At 59.1% G+C, this 21,456-nt stretch carries 25 protein-coding genes and 1 pseudogene; 20 read left to right on the top strand and 6 right to left on the bottom strand.

Annotation, left to right across the window (positions count from 1 at the left end):
* The first annotated feature begins 1 nt into the window (after position 1).
* The 6 genes from ACNANG_RS26235 to ACNANG_RS26210 all read left to right on the top strand — a co-directional run bounded on the left by ACNANG_RS26235 (position 2) and on the right by ACNANG_RS26210 (position 4,518).
* Positions 2–904 (top strand): copper resistance protein B, encoded by a 903-nt coding sequence (locus ACNANG_RS26235; RefSeq protein ID WP_407792416.1) that lies wholly within the window; start codon positions 2–4, stop codon positions 902–904.
* Between the two features lie 82 nt (positions 905–986).
* Positions 987–1,370 carry a copper homeostasis periplasmic binding protein CopC gene (gene copC, locus ACNANG_RS26230; RefSeq protein WP_407792277.1) on the top strand — a complete coding sequence of 128 codons (384 nt, stop codon included), beginning with the start codon at positions 987–989 and terminating at the stop codon, positions 1,368–1,370.
* A 1-nt stretch (position 1,371) separates the two neighbouring features.
* The gene (copD, locus tag ACNANG_RS26225) at positions 1,372–2,301 is read left to right on the top strand and encodes a copper homeostasis membrane protein CopD (protein ID WP_407792276.1); all 930 of its coding nucleotides are present in this window, start codon (positions 1,372–1,374) and stop codon (positions 2,299–2,301) included.
* 105 nt (positions 2,302–2,406) lie between these two features.
* Positions 2,407–2,895: a DUF411 domain-containing protein gene (locus tag ACNANG_RS26220; protein WP_420227698.1), complete on the top strand. Its 489-nt coding sequence runs from the start codon at positions 2,407–2,409 to the stop codon at positions 2,893–2,895.
* A gap of 729 nt (positions 2,896–3,624) precedes the next feature.
* A complete protein-coding gene (locus tag ACNANG_RS26215; protein ID WP_407792415.1) occupies positions 3,625–4,059 on the top strand; it encodes a YeeE/YedE family protein in 435 nt (144 codons plus the stop codon).
* A gap of 9 nt (positions 4,060–4,068) precedes the next feature.
* Positions 4,069–4,518 carry a DUF6691 family protein gene (locus tag ACNANG_RS26210; protein WP_407792274.1) on the top strand — a complete coding sequence of 150 codons (450 nt, stop codon included), beginning with the start codon at positions 4,069–4,071 and terminating at the stop codon, positions 4,516–4,518.
* A gap of 53 nt (positions 4,519–4,571) precedes the next feature.
* On the opposite strand, the gene ACNANG_RS26205 is transcribed toward ACNANG_RS26210, so the two are convergent.
* From ACNANG_RS26205 to ACNANG_RS26185, 5 genes are read right to left on the bottom strand one after another with little or no spacing between them, the layout of a single operon-like run.
* Complete coding sequence (locus ACNANG_RS26205; protein WP_407792273.1) at positions 4,572–4,694, bottom strand: DUF2474 family protein; 123 nt, start codon at positions 4,692–4,694, stop codon at positions 4,572–4,574.
* The gene (gene cydB, locus ACNANG_RS26200) at positions 4,675–5,670 is read right to left on the bottom strand and encodes a cytochrome d ubiquinol oxidase subunit II (protein WP_407792414.1); all 996 of its coding nucleotides are present in this window, start codon (positions 5,668–5,670) and stop codon (positions 4,675–4,677) included. The genes ACNANG_RS26205 and cydB overlap by 20 nt, the downstream gene beginning before the upstream one ends.
* The gene (locus tag ACNANG_RS26195; RefSeq protein WP_407792409.1) at positions 5,670–7,073 is read right to left on the bottom strand and encodes a cytochrome ubiquinol oxidase subunit I; all 1,404 of its coding nucleotides are present in this window, start codon (positions 7,071–7,073) and stop codon (positions 5,670–5,672) included. The genes cydB and ACNANG_RS26195 overlap by 1 nt, the downstream gene beginning before the upstream one ends.
* A gap of 30 nt (positions 7,074–7,103) precedes the next feature.
* Positions 7,104–8,411 carry a bifunctional sulfur transferase/dioxygenase Blh gene (gene blh / locus ACNANG_RS26190; RefSeq protein ID WP_407792408.1) on the bottom strand — a complete coding sequence of 436 codons (1,308 nt, stop codon included), beginning with the start codon at positions 8,409–8,411 and terminating at the stop codon, positions 7,104–7,106.
* Positions 8,412–8,461: 50 nt separating this feature from the next.
* Positions 8,462–9,724: an NAD(P)/FAD-dependent oxidoreductase gene (locus ACNANG_RS26185; RefSeq protein WP_407792407.1), complete on the bottom strand. Its 1,263-nt coding sequence runs from the start codon at positions 9,722–9,724 to the stop codon at positions 8,462–8,464.
* Between the two features lie 161 nt (positions 9,725–9,885).
* Between ACNANG_RS26185 and ACNANG_RS26180 the strand changes: the two genes are divergently transcribed.
* From ACNANG_RS26180 to ACNANG_RS26140, 9 genes are all read left to right on the top strand, one after another.
* Entirely contained in the window at positions 9,886–10,692 is an 807-nt protein-coding gene (locus ACNANG_RS26180; RefSeq protein WP_407792406.1) for a sulfite exporter TauE/SafE family protein, read from the top strand.
* Entirely contained in the window at positions 10,623–12,500 is a 1,878-nt protein-coding gene (dsbD, locus tag ACNANG_RS26175) for a protein-disulfide reductase DsbD (RefSeq protein WP_407792405.1), read from the top strand. The genes ACNANG_RS26180 and dsbD overlap by 70 nt, the downstream gene beginning before the upstream one ends.
* Positions 12,493–13,332 (top strand): redoxin family protein, encoded by an 840-nt coding sequence (locus ACNANG_RS26170; RefSeq protein WP_407792404.1) that lies wholly within the window; start codon positions 12,493–12,495, stop codon positions 13,330–13,332. Before dsbD ends, ACNANG_RS26170 begins: the two co-directional genes overlap by 8 nt.
* A gap of 11 nt (positions 13,333–13,343) precedes the next feature.
* A complete protein-coding gene (gene dsbG, locus ACNANG_RS26165) occupies positions 13,344–14,159 on the top strand; it encodes a thiol:disulfide interchange protein DsbG (RefSeq protein ID WP_407792403.1) in 816 nt (271 codons plus the stop codon).
* Positions 14,160–14,189: 30 nt separating this feature from the next.
* Positions 14,190–15,572 carry a dihydrolipoyl dehydrogenase gene (locus ACNANG_RS26160; protein WP_407792402.1) on the top strand — a complete coding sequence of 461 codons (1,383 nt, stop codon included), beginning with the start codon at positions 14,190–14,192 and terminating at the stop codon, positions 15,570–15,572.
* On the top strand, positions 15,569–15,892 hold the full coding sequence (locus tag ACNANG_RS26155; RefSeq protein WP_407792401.1) for a hypothetical protein: 324 nt from the start codon (positions 15,569–15,571) through the stop codon (positions 15,890–15,892). Before ACNANG_RS26160 ends, ACNANG_RS26155 begins: the two co-directional genes overlap by 4 nt.
* A 99-nt stretch (positions 15,893–15,991) precedes the next feature.
* Positions 15,992–16,681, top strand: coding sequence for a c-type cytochrome (locus ACNANG_RS26150; RefSeq protein ID WP_407792400.1), 690 nt, complete (start codon positions 15,992–15,994; stop codon positions 16,679–16,681).
* 74 nt (positions 16,682–16,755) lie between these two features.
* Entirely contained in the window at positions 16,756–17,628 is an 873-nt protein-coding gene (locus ACNANG_RS26145) for a c-type cytochrome (protein WP_407792413.1), read from the top strand.
* 17 nt (positions 17,629–17,645) lie between these two features.
* On the top strand, positions 17,646–18,452 hold the full coding sequence (locus tag ACNANG_RS26140; RefSeq protein ID WP_407792399.1) for an OBAP family protein: 807 nt from the start codon (positions 17,646–17,648) through the stop codon (positions 18,450–18,452).
* Between the two features lie 23 nt (positions 18,453–18,475).
* Here ACNANG_RS26140 and ACNANG_RS26135 read toward each other — a convergent pair whose 3' ends face one another.
* Positions 18,476–19,240: an extracellular solute-binding protein gene (locus ACNANG_RS26135; protein WP_420227711.1), complete on the bottom strand. Its 765-nt coding sequence runs from the start codon at positions 19,238–19,240 to the stop codon at positions 18,476–18,478.
* 271 nt (positions 19,241–19,511) lie between these two features.
* Here ACNANG_RS26135 and ACNANG_RS26130 point away from each other — a divergent pair.
* From ACNANG_RS26130 to ACNANG_RS26110, 5 genes and pseudogenes are all read left to right on the top strand, one after another.
* A pseudogene (locus ACNANG_RS26130) lies at positions 19,512–19,826 on the top strand (alkaline phosphatase family protein); the annotation flags it as partial.
* Between the two features lie 186 nt (positions 19,827–20,012).
* Positions 20,013–20,387, top strand: coding sequence for an ATP-binding protein (locus ACNANG_RS26125; RefSeq protein ID WP_407792398.1), 375 nt, complete (start codon positions 20,013–20,015; stop codon positions 20,385–20,387).
* An 89-nt stretch (positions 20,388–20,476) separates the two neighbouring features.
* A complete protein-coding gene (locus ACNANG_RS26120; RefSeq protein WP_407792397.1) occupies positions 20,477–20,746 on the top strand; it encodes a hypothetical protein in 270 nt (89 codons plus the stop codon).
* Between the two features lie 15 nt (positions 20,747–20,761).
* Positions 20,762–21,235 carry a hypothetical protein gene (locus ACNANG_RS26115; protein ID WP_407792396.1) on the top strand — a complete coding sequence of 158 codons (474 nt, stop codon included), beginning with the start codon at positions 20,762–20,764 and terminating at the stop codon, positions 21,233–21,235.
* Positions 21,232–21,432 (top strand): hypothetical protein, encoded by a 201-nt coding sequence (locus ACNANG_RS26110; protein ID WP_407792395.1) that lies wholly within the window; start codon positions 21,232–21,234, stop codon positions 21,430–21,432. Before ACNANG_RS26115 ends, ACNANG_RS26110 begins: the two co-directional genes overlap by 4 nt.
* Positions 21,433–21,456: the final 24 nt, after the last annotated feature.

Below are 21,456 nucleotides of genomic sequence, written 5' to 3'. Positions count from 1 at the left end.
GATGCAATTCTTGAAGCAAAGCAAGGCGGGGCTGACAGCCGTGCTATTGGCCGGGGCGACTTTCGGGGCGGCGCCGGCAGTGTTGGCACAGGCGGGTCCTCATGCGGCCCAGATGCCGGGCATGGACCATAGCGCGATGCCGGCACCGAACGGCACGGCACCGCAGTCGACGCCTTCAAAGGCCGTGACGGAAAGCAGGACGCCTATCCCGGCCTTGACTGAGGCGGACAGGACCGCGGCGTTCATCAACTCAGACGGACATACCGTCCACGACAAGGCAATCAACTATTTCTTCTTGCTTGATCGGCTTGAGTGGCAGAACGCCCGCGACGGTAACGCGCTGAACTGGGACTTCAACGGCTGGATTGGCGGGGACATCAACCGGCTCTGGTTACGATCCGAAGGAGAGCGATCGAACGGGAAGCTTGAGGAAGCCGAAGTGGAAGCACTTTGGGGCCATGCAATCAGTCCTTGGTGGGACGTTGTTGGCGGTGTTCGCCATGACTTCAAGCCGGGAAAGTCGCAGACCTGGGCAGCCTTCGGCTTGCAAGGCTTGGCGCTCTACAACTTCGAAGCTGAGGCCACAGCCTACGTAGGCGAAAACGGGCAGACGGCGGCACGCCTGAAAGGCGAGTACGACGTCTTGATTACCAATCGCCTCATTCTGCAACCTAGTGCCGAGGTGAACTTCTACGGCCAAAACGATCGGACTCGAGAGATCGGTTCTGGCCTATCGGGCACCGAGTTCGGTCTCCGGCTCCGCTACGAGGTTCGACGCGAAATTGCTCCCTACGTGGGAGTGACGTGGAACAGGTCGTATGGAAATACAGCAGATTTCAAGCGGGCCGATGGGAGGAACCCCACCGAAACGCGATTGTTAGCGGGTGTCAGGATGTGGTTTTAATGCGTTAGCTATACCGTCGGCCGGATGACGCAGCTGTCGTGTGACCGACGCGACCCACTTCTTTCTTTGTAGGAAATATTCGATGTCTATCGTCCGTATCTCTTTGAGCGCCGCAGCGATTGCGGTCAGCATGTTTATGGCGACTGCCGCCCAAGCCCATCCAAAACTCCTTTCGTCGACGCCCGATGCCAATGCCGAGGTCGCGGCGCCGGCCAAGATCGAACTGAAATTTTCTGAGGCCTTGGTTGCACAGTTCTCCGGCGCGAAATTGCTGATGACTGGCATGCCTGGCATGACCCACGCTCCAATGCCGGTCAACGCGAACATTTCCCCAGGCGCTGATCCCCAGACCATGGTCATCACACCGGCCAAACCGTTGACGACCGGAACCTATCGCGTCGACTGGCGGGCTGTTTCTGGCGACACCCATCCAATGACTGGCAGCGTGACTTTCAGCGTGAAGTGAAATGGATGATTGGCTCTCTATCGCCATACGATTCGCCTTGTATGTCGATTTGCTGTTGCTGCTAGGCCTCCCCGCTTTTGCGCTGATGAATCGGACGACACTGCTTTCTCGGTCCGATGCCCAACTAAACGTGCGCCGGTTCGTTCTGGGGGCAGCGGTTATAGGTCTGCTTATATCCGCTTCCAGCATGCTGGTACTCGCCAAAGCGATGAGTGGCGTGACGCAATTCAGCGAGTTGAGCCAACACATCTTTGAAATGATTCTGATGGGTACCGACGTTGGTATCGCATGGGTTGTTCGCGTTGTCGCCCTCTCGGCCATCGTCATAGTGACCTTCGCGGTTCAGCGACACACGGCCTCATCACACGGCGTTGTCGCTGCCCTTGCCGCGATTGCACTTGCTACTGTGGCATGGAGTGGCCACGGTGCGATGGACGAAGGTGCGCGCAGATACCCGCACCTGATCGCGGATATATTGCATCTCTTTGCCGCGGCGGTATGGGTCGGAGCCTTAGCTGCGTTCGCTATGCTCCTGCGTCGAGCAAAGACTCCCTCGTTCGATCAGCTTGTCGGGCTGAGCCGGGCTCTTGCCGGCTTTGCGATGGTTGGCACGCTTATCGTTGTCACCCTCATCGTTACTGGCGCGGTCAATTACTGGCTGACTGTTGGGCTCTCGCTGTCGCCTTTGGTCTCGAGCCAATATGGCCTTCTTCTCTTGGCCAAGCTTTGTCTATTTTTTGCCATGCTCGGTCTCGCGGCGGCGAACCGATACCATCTCACGCCGAGGCTCGAACAATCGATTGATCGTGGTGATACCCGCGCGGCAGTAAAGGCCTTGCGGAGCAGTTTGGTCCTCGAAACCGGTGCGGCGCTTCTGATCCTACTTTTGGTCGCTTGGCTCGGCGTGCTAAGTCCGTCGGCACCCTTGTGATTTGTTGGGGGCACAGGCGTGGGCCGAATGGTTTTTTTCTGGTCAGTGGCGCCTATCGCCGCCGCTTACCGGTCTTAGAGCAACTTGCATTTGGAGTAACTGTTCATGTCGGACCATTCTCAATCTCATGCTACCGAGTTTCACAACCCACTTCGCAGAGCCTTGCTCGTCACAATGCTCGCTATGCCCATTTCGGCGATAGCGCAAAGCGCAACGACCATTGACGTCTGGAAGACGCCGGAATGCGGCTGCTGTAAAGATTGGATCAAGCATCTTCAGAGCAACGGCTTTCAGGTAGTGGCTCACGACGTTGGTGATACGTCGGAGATGCGTCGGAAGCTATCAATGCCGGAGCAATACGGCTCTTGCCACTCCGGTAGCGTCAACGGCTATGCCTTGGAGGGACATGTGCCCGCCAAGGAAATTCGCCGTCTCCTGCGCGAGCGGCCAGCGGCGGTTGGCTTAAGTGTTCCGGCGATGCCACTCGGTGCCCCAGGGATGGATGGTCCTGAATATCAAGGTCGCTCATTTCCCTATGAGGTTCTCCTTGTCGGCAAGAATGGGAAGACGAGTGTCTACCAAGCGTATAAGTAGGAGCGGGAAAAGGACGCAGTTAGGCTCGACAATAGGTGAATCTGTCGCCTACTTGCCTGCATTAGTTTACGAAGACCTTACGAACTCCTGCATGAGCTGGTCATGCGGGCAGCGCGAAAAAACAGGACCGTATAGCCCGTGACGACAGCATCTAGGCGTTGCCTGGTGATGACGACTGCTTGTTCCATACGGAGCACTCCACGGGACGCTGACTTATCACATACCGTACATACTTGGGCAGTATGTACGGTGCTTTTCCCTAGGCCGATATGGATTTGGGCAGTGACTTTAGCCGCTAAAATTTCTGCGCCTCTTCTGCATTATTTCTGGACAACGCAGATACGTTGGCATTGCTGTGCCGGAACCAGACCACCGGGTGCTACTGCTTACGTGTCTTTCGGGCCCCGCGATCGCTGCCTTACGGATACATGCTTTTAGGGTTTCCGTATCGGCAGAAGCGCCTGGATCAGCTCACAAGCACGTTCCGGGGACGAATAGCTGCCACGCATCTGACTCGACTATCAACGCCGCCGTTGGTAGAAATAGTGCTGAGAGACTTACGCTGGCGCCGCTCGAAAGTGTGCGAAATTGAGCGCGTGCGCTTTTGACGACCCGCTAATTTCCGCAGCAAACAGGCGATGTGGGGACCAGAATGTATTCCGTGTTTTGTCGGTGGGACACTATTACGCTGGCGAGTTACCTTGCCTCCTCTAATTCATGGAAGAAAGCATGATTGTTAACTGGACGGCATTTACCCCTTACGCCGCGCTTGCAGGTGGCGTCCTCATTGGCTTGGCGACAGCCGTCTTCGTGCTCGTCAACGGGCGCATCGCGGGTATCAGCGGGATTCTCGGCGGACTGTTGCGACCCGGGGGCGATGGCATCGGCTGGCGGCTGGCATTTGTCCTGGGACTGATAGGTTCACCCCTCATCTACGCCTTGCTTGCCACGGTTCCGCGGCCACGCATCGATGCCGGATGGGCCATGCTGGTCGTTGCGGGCCTGTTGGTTGGCGTGGGCACGCGGTATGGTTCTGGGTGCACCAGCGGTCACGGTGTGTGTGGTTTGTCGCGGATGTCGCCGCGGTCACTGGTGGCTACGCTGATGTTCATGAGTACTGGCGTTGCCACTGTGTATGTCATTCGCCACCTACTCTTCGCCTGAGGCAGCACCATGTCCATCATCACTTCTCTTCTGGCCGGCCTGATATTCGGCCTTGGCTTGATCCTGTCCGGCATGGCTGACCCGGCCAAAGTGCTCGGGTTTCTTGATGTCGCCGGTGCGTGGGATCCGTCGCTCGGGCTTGTGATGGTAGGGGCCATCGCTGTCGGCGTTGTGGCGTTTGCGCTTGCAAAACGGCGTCGACGCAGCTTGCTCGGGCTCAATATGCATTTGCCCGACAACAGCGGGATTGACCGTCGACTGGTAGGTGGCGGCGTGCTATTCGGCATTGGTTGGGGCCTTGCCGGCTTTTGCCCAGGGCCTGCACTGGTGGCGCTTGGGATGGGAGAGACCAAGGCCGCCGTGTTCGTCGTATCGATGTTGATCGGCATGGGCATGTTCGAGCTTCTAGAGCGCCGCAAAAAAGCCAAACCATCCAGTCACCCCGATACAAACCCGTAGCGTGCCAGAGTCGATCAGCTCAACGACGGCCTTCGCAGCAAGTGACAGGTCTCTCAGAGCAGAACGGCACGGATGGCAAACGCCACCGCAGACAGTGCCAACACACTCGCAAGCCAGATCCCAACAAACCAGGCAAGCCTTCGACTCAGATTGCCCCTAGTGGTAGCCGGTTTCATCGACCTTTCCTCGAAACACCCAATACGCCCAGGCCGTATAAATCAGGATGATCGGAATCAACACGCCCGCCCCAGCCAGCATGAAGACCTGACTTCGCTCAGGCGCAGCCGCTTCCCATATCGAAATCCGTCCGGGGATGACATTGGGCCAGATCGAGATGATCAGGCCCGCCAGGGAAAGGCCAAACAGCATTAGCGTCATGAGAAAGGGCAGCCAATGCCGACGCCGTTCGATAGCCTTCCAAAGCACAAGCGCCGCGATAGCGACCAACAACGGCATCTGCGCAGCAGCCAGAACGCCAGGCCAACTGAACCATCGAGCGTAATAACGCCCTTCAAGGAATGGCGTCGCCAGACTCACCGCAGCAATGGCGGCAATCAGCAGCACGACCAATATCCGAGTCAGCCGACGCGCGTGTTGCTGGGTCGGCCCATCGGTTTTCCAGATGAGCCAGGTGGCTCCCAGTAGTGCGTAGCCAACCACCAGGCTCGCCCCGGTCAATAAAGAGAACGGCGTCAGCCAATCCCACCACCCGCCTGCATAGGCACGGCCTTCGACGCGGATTCCCTGCAGCAGTGCACCCAACGTCACACCTTGGGCGAACGCCGCAATCAGAGACCCTATGCTGAATGCGATGTCCCACATGCCTCGGTGGCCAAGGTCACGCCACCGAAATTCGAAGGCAACGCCGCGGAAGATCAAACCCAGCAACATGGCAATGATGGGGGCATAAAGTGCTGGCAGAATGATCGCGTAAGCAAGCGGAAACGCGGCCATCAGTCCGCCACCGCCCAGCACCAACCAAGTCTCATTGCCATCCCAGAGCGGCGCGATACTGTTCATCGCCCGATCGCGCTCGCCGCCGACCTTGAACGTTGGGAACAATATTCCAATGCCCAGATCGAAGCCGTCCATCACCACATACGCGGCTATCGCGAACACAATGATTGCCGCCCAGACCACGGTCAAATCCATCATGGCGCTACCCCACCCTCGACAGCCGGGGCAGGCGTGATGCCCGCCGCACGGACGGGAGAGCCTCCCGATGGATCCGCTGTTTCATGAGCCTGGGGCGCTTTCGCCATCAGCTTTAGGACGTACATGGTGCCTGCGCCGAACACGGCGAAATACACCACGATAAACGCCACTAACGATGCTGCGACTGCCGGCGCCTGAAGCGGAGCGACAGAGTCCACGGTGCGCAGCAGGCCATACACCGTAAAGGGCTGGCGTCCCACCTCTGTGGTGATCCATCCTGCAATCACAGCAACGAAGCCACTGGGCCCCATCGCGACGGCGGCCCTATGCAGCCATGGCCACGTGTACAGACGTTTGCGGTACCTTGCCAGCAGACTCCACAACCCGAGACCCAGCATGGCGAACCCGAGTCCCACCATGACACGGAACGACCAGAACACGACGCCCACTGGCGGTTCGAGGTCGTCCGGAATGGTATCGAGGCCCGCAAGCGGCGCACTCGGATCATGCTTCAAGATCAATGACGATGCCTTGGGAATTTCGACGGCGTAGTCAATGCGTTTTTCCTTGCTGTTCGGAATCCCGAACAGGATCAACGGTGCGCCGTCAGGGTGACTGTCGTAATGGCCTTCCATCGCCATCACCTTTGCCGGCTGATGCTCAAGTGTGTTCAGGCCATGCATATCGCCCGCGAAGATCTGGATAGGAGCCACAATTGCAGCCATCCACATGGCCATCGAGAACATCTTCTTCGCACCGGGATTTGCCGAGTCTTTCAACAAATGCCATGCGCCCACGGCGCCAACCACAAACGCCGTCGTCAGATATGCCGCGATCGTGGTGTGAACTAGGCGGAAGGGGAAACTGGGGTTGAAGATGATGTCCAGCCAGCTCGGGCCAGGAAGGAATTGGCCGTTCGCGCCCATCTCGAAGCCTGTTGGGGTCTGCATCCAGCTATTGACCGAAAGAATCCAGAAAGCCGAGATGAACGTGCCCAGCGCTACCATGCATGTCGCAAAAAAATGCAGGCGCGGACCGACTTTGTTGATGCCGAAAAGCATGACCCCAAGAAAACCCGCTTCCAGGAAAAACGCCGTCAGCACTTCATATGCCATCAAGGGCCCGATGACAGGGCCCGCCTTGTCCGAAAACACGGACCAATTCGTTCCGAACTGATACGACATGACAATGCCGGACACGACGCCCATACCGAACACCAGCGCAAAAATCTTCAGCCAATAGCGGAACAGGTTCGCGTAGACGCCCTTGCCAGTCTTGAGCCAGAGTCCTTCAAGAACCATCAGGTAGCTCGCCAGGCCGATCGAAAACGCCGGAAAGATGAAGTGGAAACTGACTGTGAATCCGAACTGGATTCTGGCCAGCAAAACTGCGTCAAGCATTGCTACCCCTGTACATGTCGCCCGGGACCATTACCACGGAACGTCGTTGAATCGATCGAGCGGAATCTTCAGAAAACGATGGCCATCTGCCTCGGGTTCCGGAAGTTGGCCAGCGCGGATGTTGACTTGCAGCGCATGCAATATCAGTTTGGGCATCGGCAACGTTGCGTCCCGCTCCTGCCGCATCGACACGAAAGCAGCTTCATCCAATCTGGCAACGTGACGGTTGTCTCGCAGTTGCTCATCAACCGTACTTTCCCACCGCACGGACCGGCCGCCAGGGCGATAATCATGCCCCGTCAGCAGCCGCGTGTCGCCCGGCAGTGCAAGAATCGCCTGAATCGAGTGCCACAGTTTCGCGGCGTCACCCCCCGGAAAGTCGGCACGGGCAGAGCCGCTGTCCGGCATGAACAGGGTGTCGTGAATGAATGCAGCGTCCTCCACGACATAGGTGATCGACGCCAGGGTATGTCCTGGCGAATGCATGACACGGACATTTAAGTTGCCGATCTTGAACTGGTCGCCGTCGTTGAACAACGTATCCCACTGGGAACCGTCGCAGCGAAAGTCGTCACCCAAGTGATAAAAATCCTTCCACAGCGCCTGCACCTTCTTGACGTGGGTTCCGATTGCCGTCGGGCACTTCAGCACGTTCTTAAGGTAGTGCGCTGCGGAAAAATGGTCGGCGTGCGGGTGAGTATCCAGGATCCAGTCGACCGTCAAACCCGCCTGTCGAATATAGGCAAGGATGGCATCTGCGCTACGGGTAGCCGTTGAACCAGACTTCTCATCGTAATCGAGCACCGGGTCGATGATTGCGCAGCGTTGGGTGTCAGGATCGCTGACGACGTATTGCACCGACGACGTACGTGCTTCATAGAAGCCTTGGACGCGGGCAAGCCTGCGACGCAGCAGGTCTGGCCGATGGGCGCGCAACCAGGCTTCGACTCCTGAGAGATCCACTCCCGCGCGGGCGCCGACATCGCCTACCAACGAGGGTTCAAGACGCCTCGCGATGACTTCCGCAAGCGCCCACAACATGAGCGCCCGACGGCCGGAACCGCAATGTGCAAGCACTGGGCCATCTGTCTTCGCCAATGCTTCGTCGAACGCTTTCACATCCTGTTCGGTGATGCCGTCCACCTTCACGGGAATGAAGTGGTAGGTCAACCCCGCCGATTCGCTTGCAGTGCGCTCGGCGGCATCCCCAGGCTGAGACGCAGATTCACCATCCGGCCGCGCGTTCACAAGGCCTGCGATGCCTTGCGTAGGAAGCGTCGCAATGTCTTCCAGCGAAACTTCGCCAGCAATATAAAAGCGGTCGTCAATGCGTTTCATGGACTTGCATCCTCAATGTCAGTTATCGGCCATGGCAGGTTGCGTCAGCGTCACGGCGTGATGGGCGGAACCTTTTCGGGGAACGCCCGTTTGCGATGGGTCTCCGGCCACGGCAATCCTGTCAGCACGATCCGCCAATACAAGAACGGCAGAAACTTGGCTTTCAGCCACCAATACACCTTGCGGGGCACCCGCGGGTCCATCGGAAAGCTGGGCGTGATCGCCCCGTCATAGCAGAACTCGGCCAACATCACTTTGCTGCGGGACGTAGTCAGTGGGCAAGAGGCATACCCGTCGTACTGACGTGACGGCTGCTGCCCGGCGAGAAATCCCGCTATGTTTGCAGTGACCACAGGCCCCTGATTCTTTACCGCAGCCGCCGTCTTGCTGTTGGGTGTGGACGTGCAGTCACCAATGCCAAACACATTTGAATAACGCACGTGCTGCAGTGTTTTTGCATCTACTTCAAGCCATCCGGCAGCATCCGCCAGCTCGCTCTCTCTCACACACTGCGGAGCCCGCTGCGGAGGGACGACATGGATCATGTCAAACGTCATCGTTTTCAGTGTCTTGACGTTGTCGACCGTCGTCTGGAAAGTTGCCGTGCGTGCCGGACCATCGACCTCGACCAGTTCATGACCGAAATGGGGCGTGGCGCCGTACGCTTTCATGACCTCGCCAAGCGCCTTGGCGTAGAACGGCACGCCAAACATTGATGCACCCGGCGTCAGAAACGACACCGCGACTTTTCGTCCTTTCGAGCGGAAAAAATCAGCCGCCAGATACAGGATTTTTTGCGGTGCGCCCGCGCACTTTATCGGCATAACGGGTTGCGTGAATAAGGCAACTCCTCCGTTCAGGGCCTGCAGGCACTGCCACGTATACGGCGCAAGATCGTACCGGTAATTGCTGGTCACGCCATTCTGTCCGAGCGTTTCGCGTAGCCCCTTGATCCCGTCCCAGTGCAGCTCGATCCCCGCAGCAACAAGAAGACATTCGTAATCCAGCCTGACACCGTCATTGAGCACAACCGCGTTCGACGACGGCTCGAAACGCTCGACGCTTGCGGTGATCAAGGTCACACCTTTGGGGATGCACTCACGCATTGACCGTCGCGTCGCCTCGGCTGCGTATTTTCCCCCTCCGACCAACGTCCAAGCCGGCTGATAGTAGTGGTAAGCCGCCGGTTCGATGATGGCAATGTCCAGGGCCGGATGGGCACGCCTCAATCGAGCGGCAACGCTGATGCCGCCGGCACCACCCCCTACAACAAGCACTGAAAATCGCGTTTGGTTGGGCTCTTTCATTGTCATCTCCTGGACAGTTCCAAACTAAATCATATATGCTTTTTAGAGATAAGCTAATTTCCATAAGTAATATAGAGAGTGAAGCTTGCCTACACGGGCTGCTGATCATCAGATGACCAAGCCGTGATTGGCGAGACCAGTCGACCGCCGTACAACCAGGATTTTTCATGCTTCTCACGAGCTTGCTCGGTCTCATCATCGGTTCCATTCTTGGCCTGACAGGGGCCGGTGGCGGCATCCTCGCCGTTCCAGCACTGGTCGTCGGCCTGGGATTCAGCATGTCCGAAGCAACGCCAGTGGCGCTTGTCGCAGTTGGACTTGCCTCGATGCTTGGTGCGATTGAAGGTCTACGACGCAAAACAGTGCGTTACAAAGCGGCCCTGTTGATGTCGGCCGTCGGGGCATTGACCGCCCCCCTCGGCATATGGGCCGCGGGTCGCATTCCGAATGTGTGGTTGTTGACGATGTTCAGCGGCGTGATGGTGATCGTTGGCGCTCGGATGGCGCTTCAGGCCTATCGAACGGATGCGCATACGGATGACACCCTGCCCGACGGCAAAGTCTGCATTCAGTCTACGGAGACAGGGCGATTCGTGTGGAGCTCAGCCACGGCGCTTACGCTAGGCGCCATCGGCGCCGTATCGGGTCTCTTCACAGGGATGCTGGGCGTCGGAGGCGGTTTTATCATCGTGCCTGCGCTTAGGCACTTCAGTAATGTCGCGATGAATGGCGTCGTCGCGACCTCCCTCATGGTGATCGCGTTGATCTCGACCGCGACGGTTGCAGGCGCGTTCGCAGGAGGGCTCACTTTGTCCACCACGTCTTGGCTCTTCATCGGCACGACCGTGACCGGGATGTTGCTTGGACGCCTGGTCGCACCCCGGATACCCGCACGCGCCCTGCAGTGGGGCTTTGCAATGATCTGCGTCGTGGTTGCCATGATTGTGCTGGCCAAGGCAAGGGGTGTGCTTTGACTGCGCGTTTATTCTCGTTGCTATTCCGATGCGCACTGGCGTGCATCGCCTGTATGCCCGGTATGACCTCTGCTGCCGACTCTGATTTTCTGAATCCGGAAGCGGCTTTCGTGTTGCGAGCTCCGGTGGTATCGGAAAACGGCGACGTCACGCTCGGATGGGATATCGCACCTGGCTACTACCTGTATCGGGATCGGATCGAAGTGTCGGCAGGTCAGTCGAAGCGCCCCATCGATGCCGTCAAGCCACCGGGGGAGGTCAAAGAAGACCCCACTTTTGGCACTGTCCAGGTCTACCACTCCCAAGCAACCGTCCGAGTGCCCTCGGCCGCAGGCCAGACGCTTGGCGTGACGTGGCAAGGTTGCGCGGAAGCCGGGTTGTGCTATCCCCCGCAGACGCGCTCGATCAAGGTGGGCGCAGCAGGTTCCGGAAGCGGCCTTCCCGATGTGTCAGGCACCTCGATTCCGGCGGATGCGACCACTAGAAGCTCCTTGATTGGACAAAGTGATCAACAAGTATCGTCACTGCTGAGCGTACGCTCACTCGCATGGACCATTCCGATGTTTTTGCTAATGGGCGTCGCTCTGGCGTTTACGCCTTGCGTCCTCCCGATGATGCCCATCGTTTCCAGCGTGGTGGTCGGCGCCAATGCCAGACCACGCCGCGCCTTTGTGCTGTCGCTTTCGTTCGTGATCCCGATGGCGATGACCTATGCAGCACTGGGTGTGGGTGCGGCGATGGCCGGTGCGAATCTGCAGTCGATGCTCATGAGCCAAGGGACCATTCTCTTCATGGGCGCGATTTTTTTCATTTTGTCGTTGGCCATGTTCGGGGTGTTCACTCTGCAGCTTCCGGGCTGGATCCGGCAACGTCTCGATCGGGCCAGTCGGCAACGTGAAGGCGGGTCGGCCCGCAGCGCAGCAGGCCTGGGGGTGCTGTCAGCCTTGTTGGTAGGCCCGTGCATGACAGCGCCCCTGGCGGGAACCCTTATCTACATCGCCCAAAGCGGCAATGTCGTCGAAGGCGCTCTGCTCTTGTTTTCTCTTGGCTTGGGCATGGGCTTGCCCCTGATCCTGATGGGGACCGTCGGCGCGGGATATCTGCCTAAGCCCGGCGTCTGGATGGACCGGGTCAAGAACGGTTTCGGCTTCGCGTTGCTGGCCACGGCGGTCTGGACGGTAACGCCAGCGGTACCTGCTCAAGCAGCGCTTGCCTTGTGGAGCGCCCTGCTTCTGCTGCTTGCCATCACCGTGTGGCAGATGTCGGCCACGGCGTCGGTCCGTCAACGCGTGGTTGTCATGACCGTGGGACTGCTGGCTGGCGCCTGGAGCGCCGCACTTCTGGTTGGCGCGCTTTCGGGGGGAACCGAACCGTTACGCCCATTGGCACAGTTCGCGGCGCGAGGCAGTGACGCCGCGGTTGGCGCCGACCGCGCACATGACGCCATGACCGTGATGACGTCGGCAGACCTGAGCACGCGGCTCGTCGATGCTGGGAAGGCCGGCCGCGTCGCAGTGGTGGACTTCTGGGCTGACTGGTGCGTTGAGTGCAAGGTCATCGATCGGGAAGTGTTCGGCGATTCGCGCGTTCGCGCCGCATTGGAAGGCGTCGACGTGATCCGTGTGGACGTGTCTGCAAACACCCCTGATCAACGCGCGCTGATGCGTACCAGGCAAGTCCTCGGCCCGCCTACGGTCTTGCTGGTGGATGGCGAGGGACAGGAGGCCCGCGCGGCGCGCCTGGTAGGTGCCTTCAATTCGGAGACCTTCCTGCAACGCCTGGACGCAGTGGAGTCGAGCGATGACTGACGCCCTGCAGGTCGGACCGCTCGTATTGCCGTATTCCTTGCTTGTTCTCTTGGTGGCGGTCGGGGCAGGCTCTCTGGTAGCGCGATGGGTTGCGCGCCGGTTCGGCATTCTCGAGCACGTTCCCGTCAACGGTGTATTGGTGGCAGGATTGGTGGCCGCGCGCCTCGTCTTCATCTTGCAGTTCCATGAAGCCTATCTGACGTCCTGGCTAGGCATGCTCGATATCCGTGACGGCGGCTGGAATGCCTGGGCGGGCCTGGCAGGCGCATGGGTCTATGGCGCCTGGTCGATGTATCGGTGGCCCCAAGTTCGCAAGCCGCTCGTTGCAGGCTTGGTTATGGGCACCGTGGTGTTGCTGAGCGCCTATGGCGCGCAACACGTCGCGGACCAAGCGTCGGTCGTCCGCTTGCCGGAACTCGCATTGACCCGGCTTGAGTCCGGGGCGCCGGGCAGTCTGGACGGGTTCCGAGGCAAACCCACGGTCATCAATCTCTGGGCAAGCTGGTGCCCGCCCTGCCGCCGCGAAATGCCTGTACTTCATGAAGGTCAGAAGACCTATCCAGACGTGCACTTCGTCTTTGTCAATCAGGGCGAAACCATTGAGCAAGTCCAACAGTACCTTGGAAGCCTGGGCCTCGTCCTGAGCAATGTACTGATGGACCCCGGCATGAAAACCGGGCAGTTCTTCGGCCAACGTGGCCTTCCGGTGACGTTGTTCTTTGATCGCGATGGCCGTCTGCAGTCATCGCGCCTGGGCGAGCTGTCAGCCGCGACACTTGCCCACCATGTTTCCGGCATCCGAATCCGCCGGGATGTACCGACCACACCTTAAAGGAGAATGTCATGCGCCATGGCATCGCCTCACTGTTGACGATCACCGCTACCTGCGCATTTGTTGCCCCCCTGCCGGGCGTTGCCGCCGACAAGCCCGCAGTGATTACCGCGCTAGAAGGCCAAGGCATTGAAGTCGTTGGCCCCATGCCTGCATCCGGAGGGTTAACAGGCTGGGCGGCACACGCCGGAGGACGCCCGGTTGCGCTGTACCTGACCCCCGACGGCAAGCACGTCATTGCCGGCACCATGCTGGATGTCGATGGGCAGGATGTGACCAAGGCGGCGTTGCAGAAAGCCGTTGCACCCGTCATGTCCGCCAAGTTGTGGCAGCAGGTCGAGCAAAGCGCCTGGATTGCCGACGGCAAGGCCAATGCGCCCCGCGTCGTTTATGTCTTCACCGATCCAAATTGCCCGTACTGCAACAAGTTGTGGTCGGATGCTCGTCCTTGGGTCGATGCGGGACGCGTACAACTGCGCCATGTCATCGTCGGCATTCTGACGCCAACCAGTCCAGGCAAAGCAGCCGCGTTGCTGGCTGCCGCAGATCCGGTTGCAGCCCTGCGGGCGCATGAAAGCGCCCACGTTGCATCGACCACTGAAATGCTGAAGTCCGGCCAACCCAAGCCACTTGAGGGCAAAGGGCTTGCGCCGCTGAAGAGCATTCCGGCAGCGATCAGCGAAAAGCTGAACGCCAATCAGGCCATCATGGCGACCTGGGGCCTGCATGCCACGCCAGCAGTCGTATGGCGTGACGAAAAGGGAGCGGTGCAGTCCCGCACCGGCATACCCCCTGCCTTGCTGCCGCAGATCATGGGCCCCCTGTAAAAGTATTTTCGCCCTGTTGAGGAGACGATCATGAATTCATCCCATACCCATGTCGACATTGTCGTAATCGGTGCAGGTACGGCAGGCTTGACTGCATTCAACGAAATCAAGCGAAGCGGACGATCCGTGCTTCTGGTGGACCGAGGACCGCTGGGCACGACCTGCGCGCGAGTGGGCTGCATGCCGTCGAAGGCGGCGCTCCATGCGGGCCACCAGGCAAACGTGCTTCGGCACCTTGCTCCAGACTTGCCATCGCAGCGCGAAGTGACCGATGGTCTCTGGCGTCACGCGCGGGCGACACGTGACAAACTGGCCGAAGGCGCAGCCCAGCGCACGCGTAAAGGGGCCGGAGATTGTTTGATCATGGGCCACGCCCGTTTCGTCAATCCGACCACCATCGACGTCGACGGTCGTCTCATTTCTGCTTCGGCATTCATCGTTGCAACTGGGTCCCACCCTGTGGTGCCCGACGCGTTGAAGAAACTGGAAAGCCGTCTACTGACGACCGACACACTGTTCGAACTCGAGACTTTGCCGCGCCGCATCGGCATCCTGGGACTTGGCGCGATTGGACTCGAGATGGGGTTGGCGCTGACGCGTTTGGGGGTGGAAGTCGTCAGCGCGGATGTTCAGGAATCCATCGCCGGCATCCGCGATCCAGAGGTGAACACGCGAGCTAAAGAGCATTTTGCGGGTGAGTTGAAAATGTGGTTGGGTGCCCCGGTCGACACCGCCCTTGAAGGCGACGCCGTGCGAATGACCTGCGGCGCGAATTATGCCGACGTGGATGTCCTGCTTGCCGCACTGGGTAGGAAGCCCAACGTGGGCAATCTCGACTTGCCTTCAGCGGGGGTGCAAATCGATGAACGTGGCAACCCTGTCATTCAGGAACGAAATTTGCAAAGCGGATCGCTGCCCATCTTCTTTGCAGGTGACGTGGTACCCGCGCGGCCCCTGATGCATGAAGCTGCCGACGAAGGTCTGATCGCAGCACGCGCGGCGCTGCAATGCCTGGAAGGGCAGATCGACGCAGACGCACTCCCTGGGCGCAGGATTTTCATATCGATCGTGTTCAGCGATCCTGATGTGTGCGCTGTCGGAACACCGTACGACAAGTTGGACATGGCACGCACGGTGATTGGAACCGCGCAAGGTAGTGGGAACGGTCGATCCCGGATCCTGGGCGCGGAAGATAATTTGGTGCGTATCTATGCCGATCGGGATAGTGGCGTTCTTACGGGAGCCAGTCTGGTTGCCAGCCATGGCGAGCATCTGGCCCATCTTCTTGCATGGGCAGTGCAACGCAAAGAAACGTTGCAAGGGTTGCTCGACATGCCGTTCTACCATCCCAGTGTCGAGGAGATGCTGCAATCGGCGCTCAAAGACGCGGAAACTTTGAGGAGCGCTCAATGACGCCGGAAAACAAAGGGGACGCGATGAAAGTCGTTCTGCATGCGCCAACTGCCACAGCACTGACCCGTGCGCGCAGCAACCTGAACAACCTGATCGCTGCCGATCCGACGGTGCGTGTTGCCATCGTCATCAATGCAGACGCCGTGGCGGCGGCCCTGGATAACCCGAATCCGGTATCCGACAGCAAGACACTCGTCTGCCCGAACACCTTGAAAAAGATAAACCGCACGGCTGCCGAGCCCTTGAAGGTGTTGGAAGAGGGGGCCATAGTGGCTTTGGTAAAGATGCAATCGGACGGCTGGACGTATATCCGCGCATGATCGTGGAGTGCAGAAGCCGATGTGCGCCATGCTGAACGATGGCGCATCCCGAATGCATAACAGGGCGTTGACCCGAAGATATCAAGGCAGAGGGGACGTATGGATCGCAAATTTGTCATATCGATTGCGTTGTTGTGTTGGCCGTTGACTGTCGCTATGTCGCATGCAGCCGAGACTGTTATCACCGAAGGCCAACGTATTGCTTCGAGTGGCGCCCATGGCGCTGCCGCCTGTATTTCCTGTCATGGCGCAAAAGGAGAAGGCAATGCTGCCGCTGGCTTTCCCTACCTTGCCGGACAGGGGTCGGCATATCTCCTGAAACAGCTGAACGACATTGCGGACGGCGTTCGACCCAGCCCTGTCATGCAGGCGATCGCCAAAGCACTTACGCCCGACGAACGGCAGGCGGTCAGCGTCTATTTTTCAGCGTTGCCGCACCCATTTGACGCTGCTGCGTTGGCAGCGGATTCCGACAGGCCTGTGACCGAACGAGGCGAGTGGCTGGCTTCGCGAGGTGCGTGGGACAAAAACATACCCGCGTGCAACCAGTGCCACGGACCAGCAGGTACTGGCGTGGGCACCACGTTCCCCGCACTGGCCGGTCAAAGCAAGAACTATCTAATAGCCCAACTGCGGGCATGGCAAACCGGTAAACGATCCCCATTGCCGTTGGGACTCATGCCGGCGGTAGCCTACCAATTGTCCGCTGAGGACATCGAAGCTGTATCGAGCTACTACGCCGGCTTGCCAGTTTCGGCCCGCGCGGCCGTGAGCGGGAGCCAGAAATGACAGTGCTAACCAAGGGCGCGCGGGTGTGCGCCAGTTCGTTTTCATCAGTGCTAGGTATCTGCTGCCTGGCAATGATGGGCTTGACTTACAGCACCGCCACGCTAAGTGCAGAGCCAGCGAAAAAGGCGCCTGCCTTTCAGCCCCCGGCAGTGGCAGACATCCCGAACAACGAATTCGGAAAGATAGTGCGCGAAGGCGAGAAAATCTTTACCAACACGTCGAAGTACGCGAGCGCCTTTGTGGGCAATCAGCTCAATTGCGCGAGCTGTCACTTGGATGCAGGCCGTAAGCCTAACTCGGCTCCGATGTGGGCTGCTTATGTCGTTTACCCCGCCTACCGAAGCAAGAACGGCCACGTCAATACGTTGGCGGAACGGTTGGATGGATGCTTTCGATTCAGCATGAACGGGAAGGCGCCCGATGCCGGCGATCCCGTCATGACCGCCTTGCAGACCTATATGTTCTGGTTGGCTTCGAATGCTCCAACTGGCGTCAAGCTGGAAGGTCAAGGCTATCCAAAACTCCCGGCCCCGGCACAGAAAGCCGACTACGTTCGAGGCCAGGCGGTGTATGCCAACAATTGCGCGTTGTGTCACGGCGCAGAGGGCCAGGGTCAAAAATCGGCGAGTGGCCATTGGGCATTCCCTCCTTTATGGGGCCCCGAGTCATTCAATTGGGGGGCTGGCATGCATCAACTGGGCAATGCAGCAGGATTCATCAAAGCGAACATGCCCCTTGGCCAGGGTGGGATGCTATCCAATCAGCAGGCGTGGGACGTTGCGTATTACATGAACGCACACGAAAGACCCCAGGATCCTCGATTCAAAGAGTCCGTTGCCGCGACGCGCAAGGCGTTTCACGACGACGACGATTCCTTATATGGCCTGACGATCAACGGAACCTTGCTGGGCAGCAAGTCCGTTCCGTCGGGCGGCAAAATCCGATAGTCATTTCAGGAGCACCTATGTCGCTTATCAAGTTGTCCGTTGCATCATGTCTGGCGGTCGTAGCATTGACTGCCTGCAACAAGGAAACGCAATCGAATGTCGCCGCACCTGGTGCCGAAAAATCGACCAGCACCAAAATCTTGGAGGCTGGCGCCGTGGCATTACAGGACAAACCGCCCGTCGACGCGCTGAACGCTTACCTCGACGGATTTCACTTTTACAACGGCAATCAGAAAGTACAGATGGAGGCGCATCACTATTGCGCCATCCTTAACGACGATGTGATCCAGTGCGTGATCTATGACGGAAACGTCAAAGACGCGAAGATCATGGGCGTGGAATACATCGTCAGTGCAAACGTATTCAAGGGGTTACCTGCCGAAGAAAAAGCCCTTTGGCATAGTCATGTCCACGAGGTCAAGTCGGGCCAGCTTCTTGCGCCAGGGATACCGGAAGTGGCCGAGAAAGAACTCATGAAAAAGCTGGTCGGGACATATGGCAAAACATGGCACACCTGGCACACCGACATTGATAAGACTTTGCCGCTTGGAGTCCCGCAATTGATGATGGGGTTCACTGCCGACGGTCAAGGCGACCCAGCCATGGTCGATGCACGCGACAAGCGATTCGGCATCGATAGCGCCAAGAAAAAAGCTGATCGCGCGGACATCCCTTCGCCTGCCATCGATCCAGAGGCAGACGGATGGCAGCACGGCAAGACGTTCCAGATCAGCGATCCAACGGGAAGCCAGCATTCGCATGAAGCGGCAACAACCGAGAAGCAAGTGGCTCCCGGTACGAATGCCTCCTCAAACAAGCCTTAGCAGGCTGGGGATGCAACGGCGCCTCAAGGCTTCTTCCATCCCCACTTCGCAAAGATTGCCTGCCCTGCCGGCGATTTCAGATAGTCCACAAATGCTTTTGCCTCAGGCTCTGCAGCACCGCGACCGGTAATGACGACGCCGGCGTCGCGGTAGATGCGGAAGGGCTCGTCCATCTCCACCAGTTGCGCCAGATCGGGATTAGAAACCTGCCAGATGTTCCAGATCAACCAGGCGTCGATGTCAGGTTGCTGGATCCAGCGCTGCCGGGCCTCGGCGCTGTTGGCAGCCTCGGGTAGCAAAAGATTCTTGCGGAAAGCTCGGACTACGGCGATGTCGCCCGTGCGACCCGCAACGTCTTCCCACAGTCCGGTCTGTCCCGCGCCAGCAACGGCCATCACTTTGACGCCAGGCGTCAGGAGGTCACGAAATCCGCTGATACGCTTCGGATTGCCGGGACGCACGAGGATGGCAGCGGGTCGCAGGTACAGCGGCTCGGCATCCTTGAGATCAAACGCGCCTGGCAGTGCCTTGGCGAAGTCGCTCATCATGTTTTCCGCGCCGCTGAAAATCACGTCCGCATCTTGTTTGGCCTGCATCACCCATTGGCCGGTGGGACCCGCTGTGACATTTACCTCAATGTTGTGGAGCGCGCCGAAGCGCTTTGCTGCCTCCTTCATGGCAGGAGCAGGGCCGCCTGGACCATAAACATTAAGTGGGGATGCAGCCCAGGCCGGGCCGGCAGCCACCAACATGGCGCACAAACAGGCCAACAGAGGACGTAAGTTCATAAGATTCCTTGGTTGTTTGAAGACATAGACGAATGGCGCAGTCGATTTATTCCAAGGCGATGCTTCAACTCCGAGGCGTCACCGAAGTTTTTCGTTCATGTTGCCGTCAGTGTCGTGTCACTTCGACGTCATGGCGCGCCTCTATTTTCCGCGCACCTTCCTTACGATATCGGCCCCAACCTAACCTGTTCGCTGCACCGTGACCGACTCCACACCGTCCCAGCCGCAAGCAGTCATGCGCTGCGCGCCCTGACCCCATCCGCTTCTTGCCATGACATCACGCCGCCAATTCATCAAAGCCGCCAGCACGGCAGGCTTCGCCTCTGCCGCGCTCGCGGCCTTTCCGCCCAGCATCCGCAAAGCCCTCGCGATAGAGGCCAACAACGTCACCGGAACCATCAAGGACGTCGAGCACGTTGTGGTCCTGATGCAGGAAAATCGGTCCTTCGATCACTACTTCGGCACGCTCAATGGCGTGCGCGGATTCGGCGATCGCTTCACCATTCCGCTGCCCGGTGGCCGCTATGTCTGGCAACAGCAACGCGCCAACGGCACGGTGCTGACGCCCTATCACCTGGACGGCACATTGTTAGCAAGGCCCCAAGATGGGCACGCCGTATTTACCGTACATACTTGAGCAGTATGTACGGTACTTTTCGATTGGCGCTTAAATAGTTTACGGCTTTGTGGTGGCATCCGGAGGCGGGCCTGCCGGGTGAACGTGTCAAACTCGCCGGCTGAAGGGTGGTATCAAGCCACGGAAGGGACAAGAATGCAAAAGCCCGCTACGCCGCGGAAGACGGTTCTCGAAACGATCCTGGAATGGTCGCAAGATCGCCCGCCCTGGCAGCGTGGCGCCCTGCGGCGGATCATCGCGCAGGGCGGCCTGACCCAAGAGGATGTCGCCCAGCTGGGCGAGCTGTGCAAGGTCGGCCACGGTGCGCCTGCAGGTGAACTTGTCGCTGTGCCACTGACGAAGGCGCATCTCCCCGCCACGCCCGGTGAAGGTGCCGCGCTCACGTTGATATCCGTCGCCGACGATCGCGGCGCCAACAACCTCGCGCCCGGTCAGACGCTCGATTTTGAGCCGAAGGGCATCACGATCATCTACGGTGACAACGGTGCAGGCAAGTCTGGCTATGCGTAAATCCTGAAGCGTGCCTCCCGTGCGCAGCACGCTGGGAGATCAAGGCCAATGTCTATGACAACCAAGCGCCCCGGGTCGCGAACGCCGGCATGACCTACGGTGTTGGCGGCATCGTGCAGCCGGTAGAACGCTGGCAGGACAGCCCCCACCCGCACCCCATTCTTTCTGCAGCCAGCGTCTTCGATAGCGACTGCACGGCCGTGCATATCCGCGAGAAAAATGAAGTCACATTCTGGCCATTTGGCCTTGATGTACCGGACGAACTCGCCGCCGCGTGTCAGGCAGTCAAGGACGCTCTGGCGGCTGAGCAGAAGCAGCTAGAGAAAGCGTGCAGTCTAATCTTCGCGACGCCAACCTAGAAAGCTGTCACGGCAGTGGGCAAGGCTCTCGCCGCGCTGAAGACCACTACCGACACAAAGAAGGTTGAGGCCCTGGCGACCTTGATGGGCGAAGAAGCCGCCGGGATTGAGCGCCTGCGCGAGAACCTGTCGAAAAATCCGACTAAGGCGGCGGCCGAGCAGACCGTCAAGGCCGACAACGTCAAGCGGCTCATAGAGGCGGTGAACAGTCTCCCGACCAAGACCGCCGACCAGACACTGCTGACAGTCGCCATCGCTGCAAATGAAGCACTGTTAAAGCGCGAGGCAGCGCGCCTACCTGCCGAGAAAGCCTTGCCTGTGAGCCGCTGGCCGGCGTCGGCGGCGCCGTTTGGCGAACACTGTGGGATAGCGCCCGCCGCTACTCGACGGAGATCGCGTATCCCAGGCAGCCGTTTCCGCCATCGGCTGCGGACGCCCATTGCATGCTCGGCCAGCAGACGCTGGCAGATGAGGCAAGGGCGCGCATGAGCCGCTTCGAAGAATTCATCAGGGAGGACACAGAACGGCTGGCGGGCGATGCCAAGCGGGCCGCGCTGACCACTCGTCAGGCCGTGGCCGCCGGGCTAATCGGCACGCGTGCCGTCAGGGCCAGCGCGCAATTGGTTATCGAGTGCTATAGGTGGTCACCACGCTGGTTTAAAGTCATTGCTAATGCGCTGGAATGACACTCTACACCACAAACACTTACG

The organism is Pigmentiphaga litoralis (genome assembly GCF_048632615.1).
Lineage (GTDB): Bacteria > Pseudomonadota > Gammaproteobacteria > Burkholderiales > Burkholderiaceae_B > Pigmentiphaga > Pigmentiphaga litoralis_B.
Note: the sequence above shows the minus strand (reverse complement) of the source record. Positions and strands in the feature narration are given on the sequence as shown.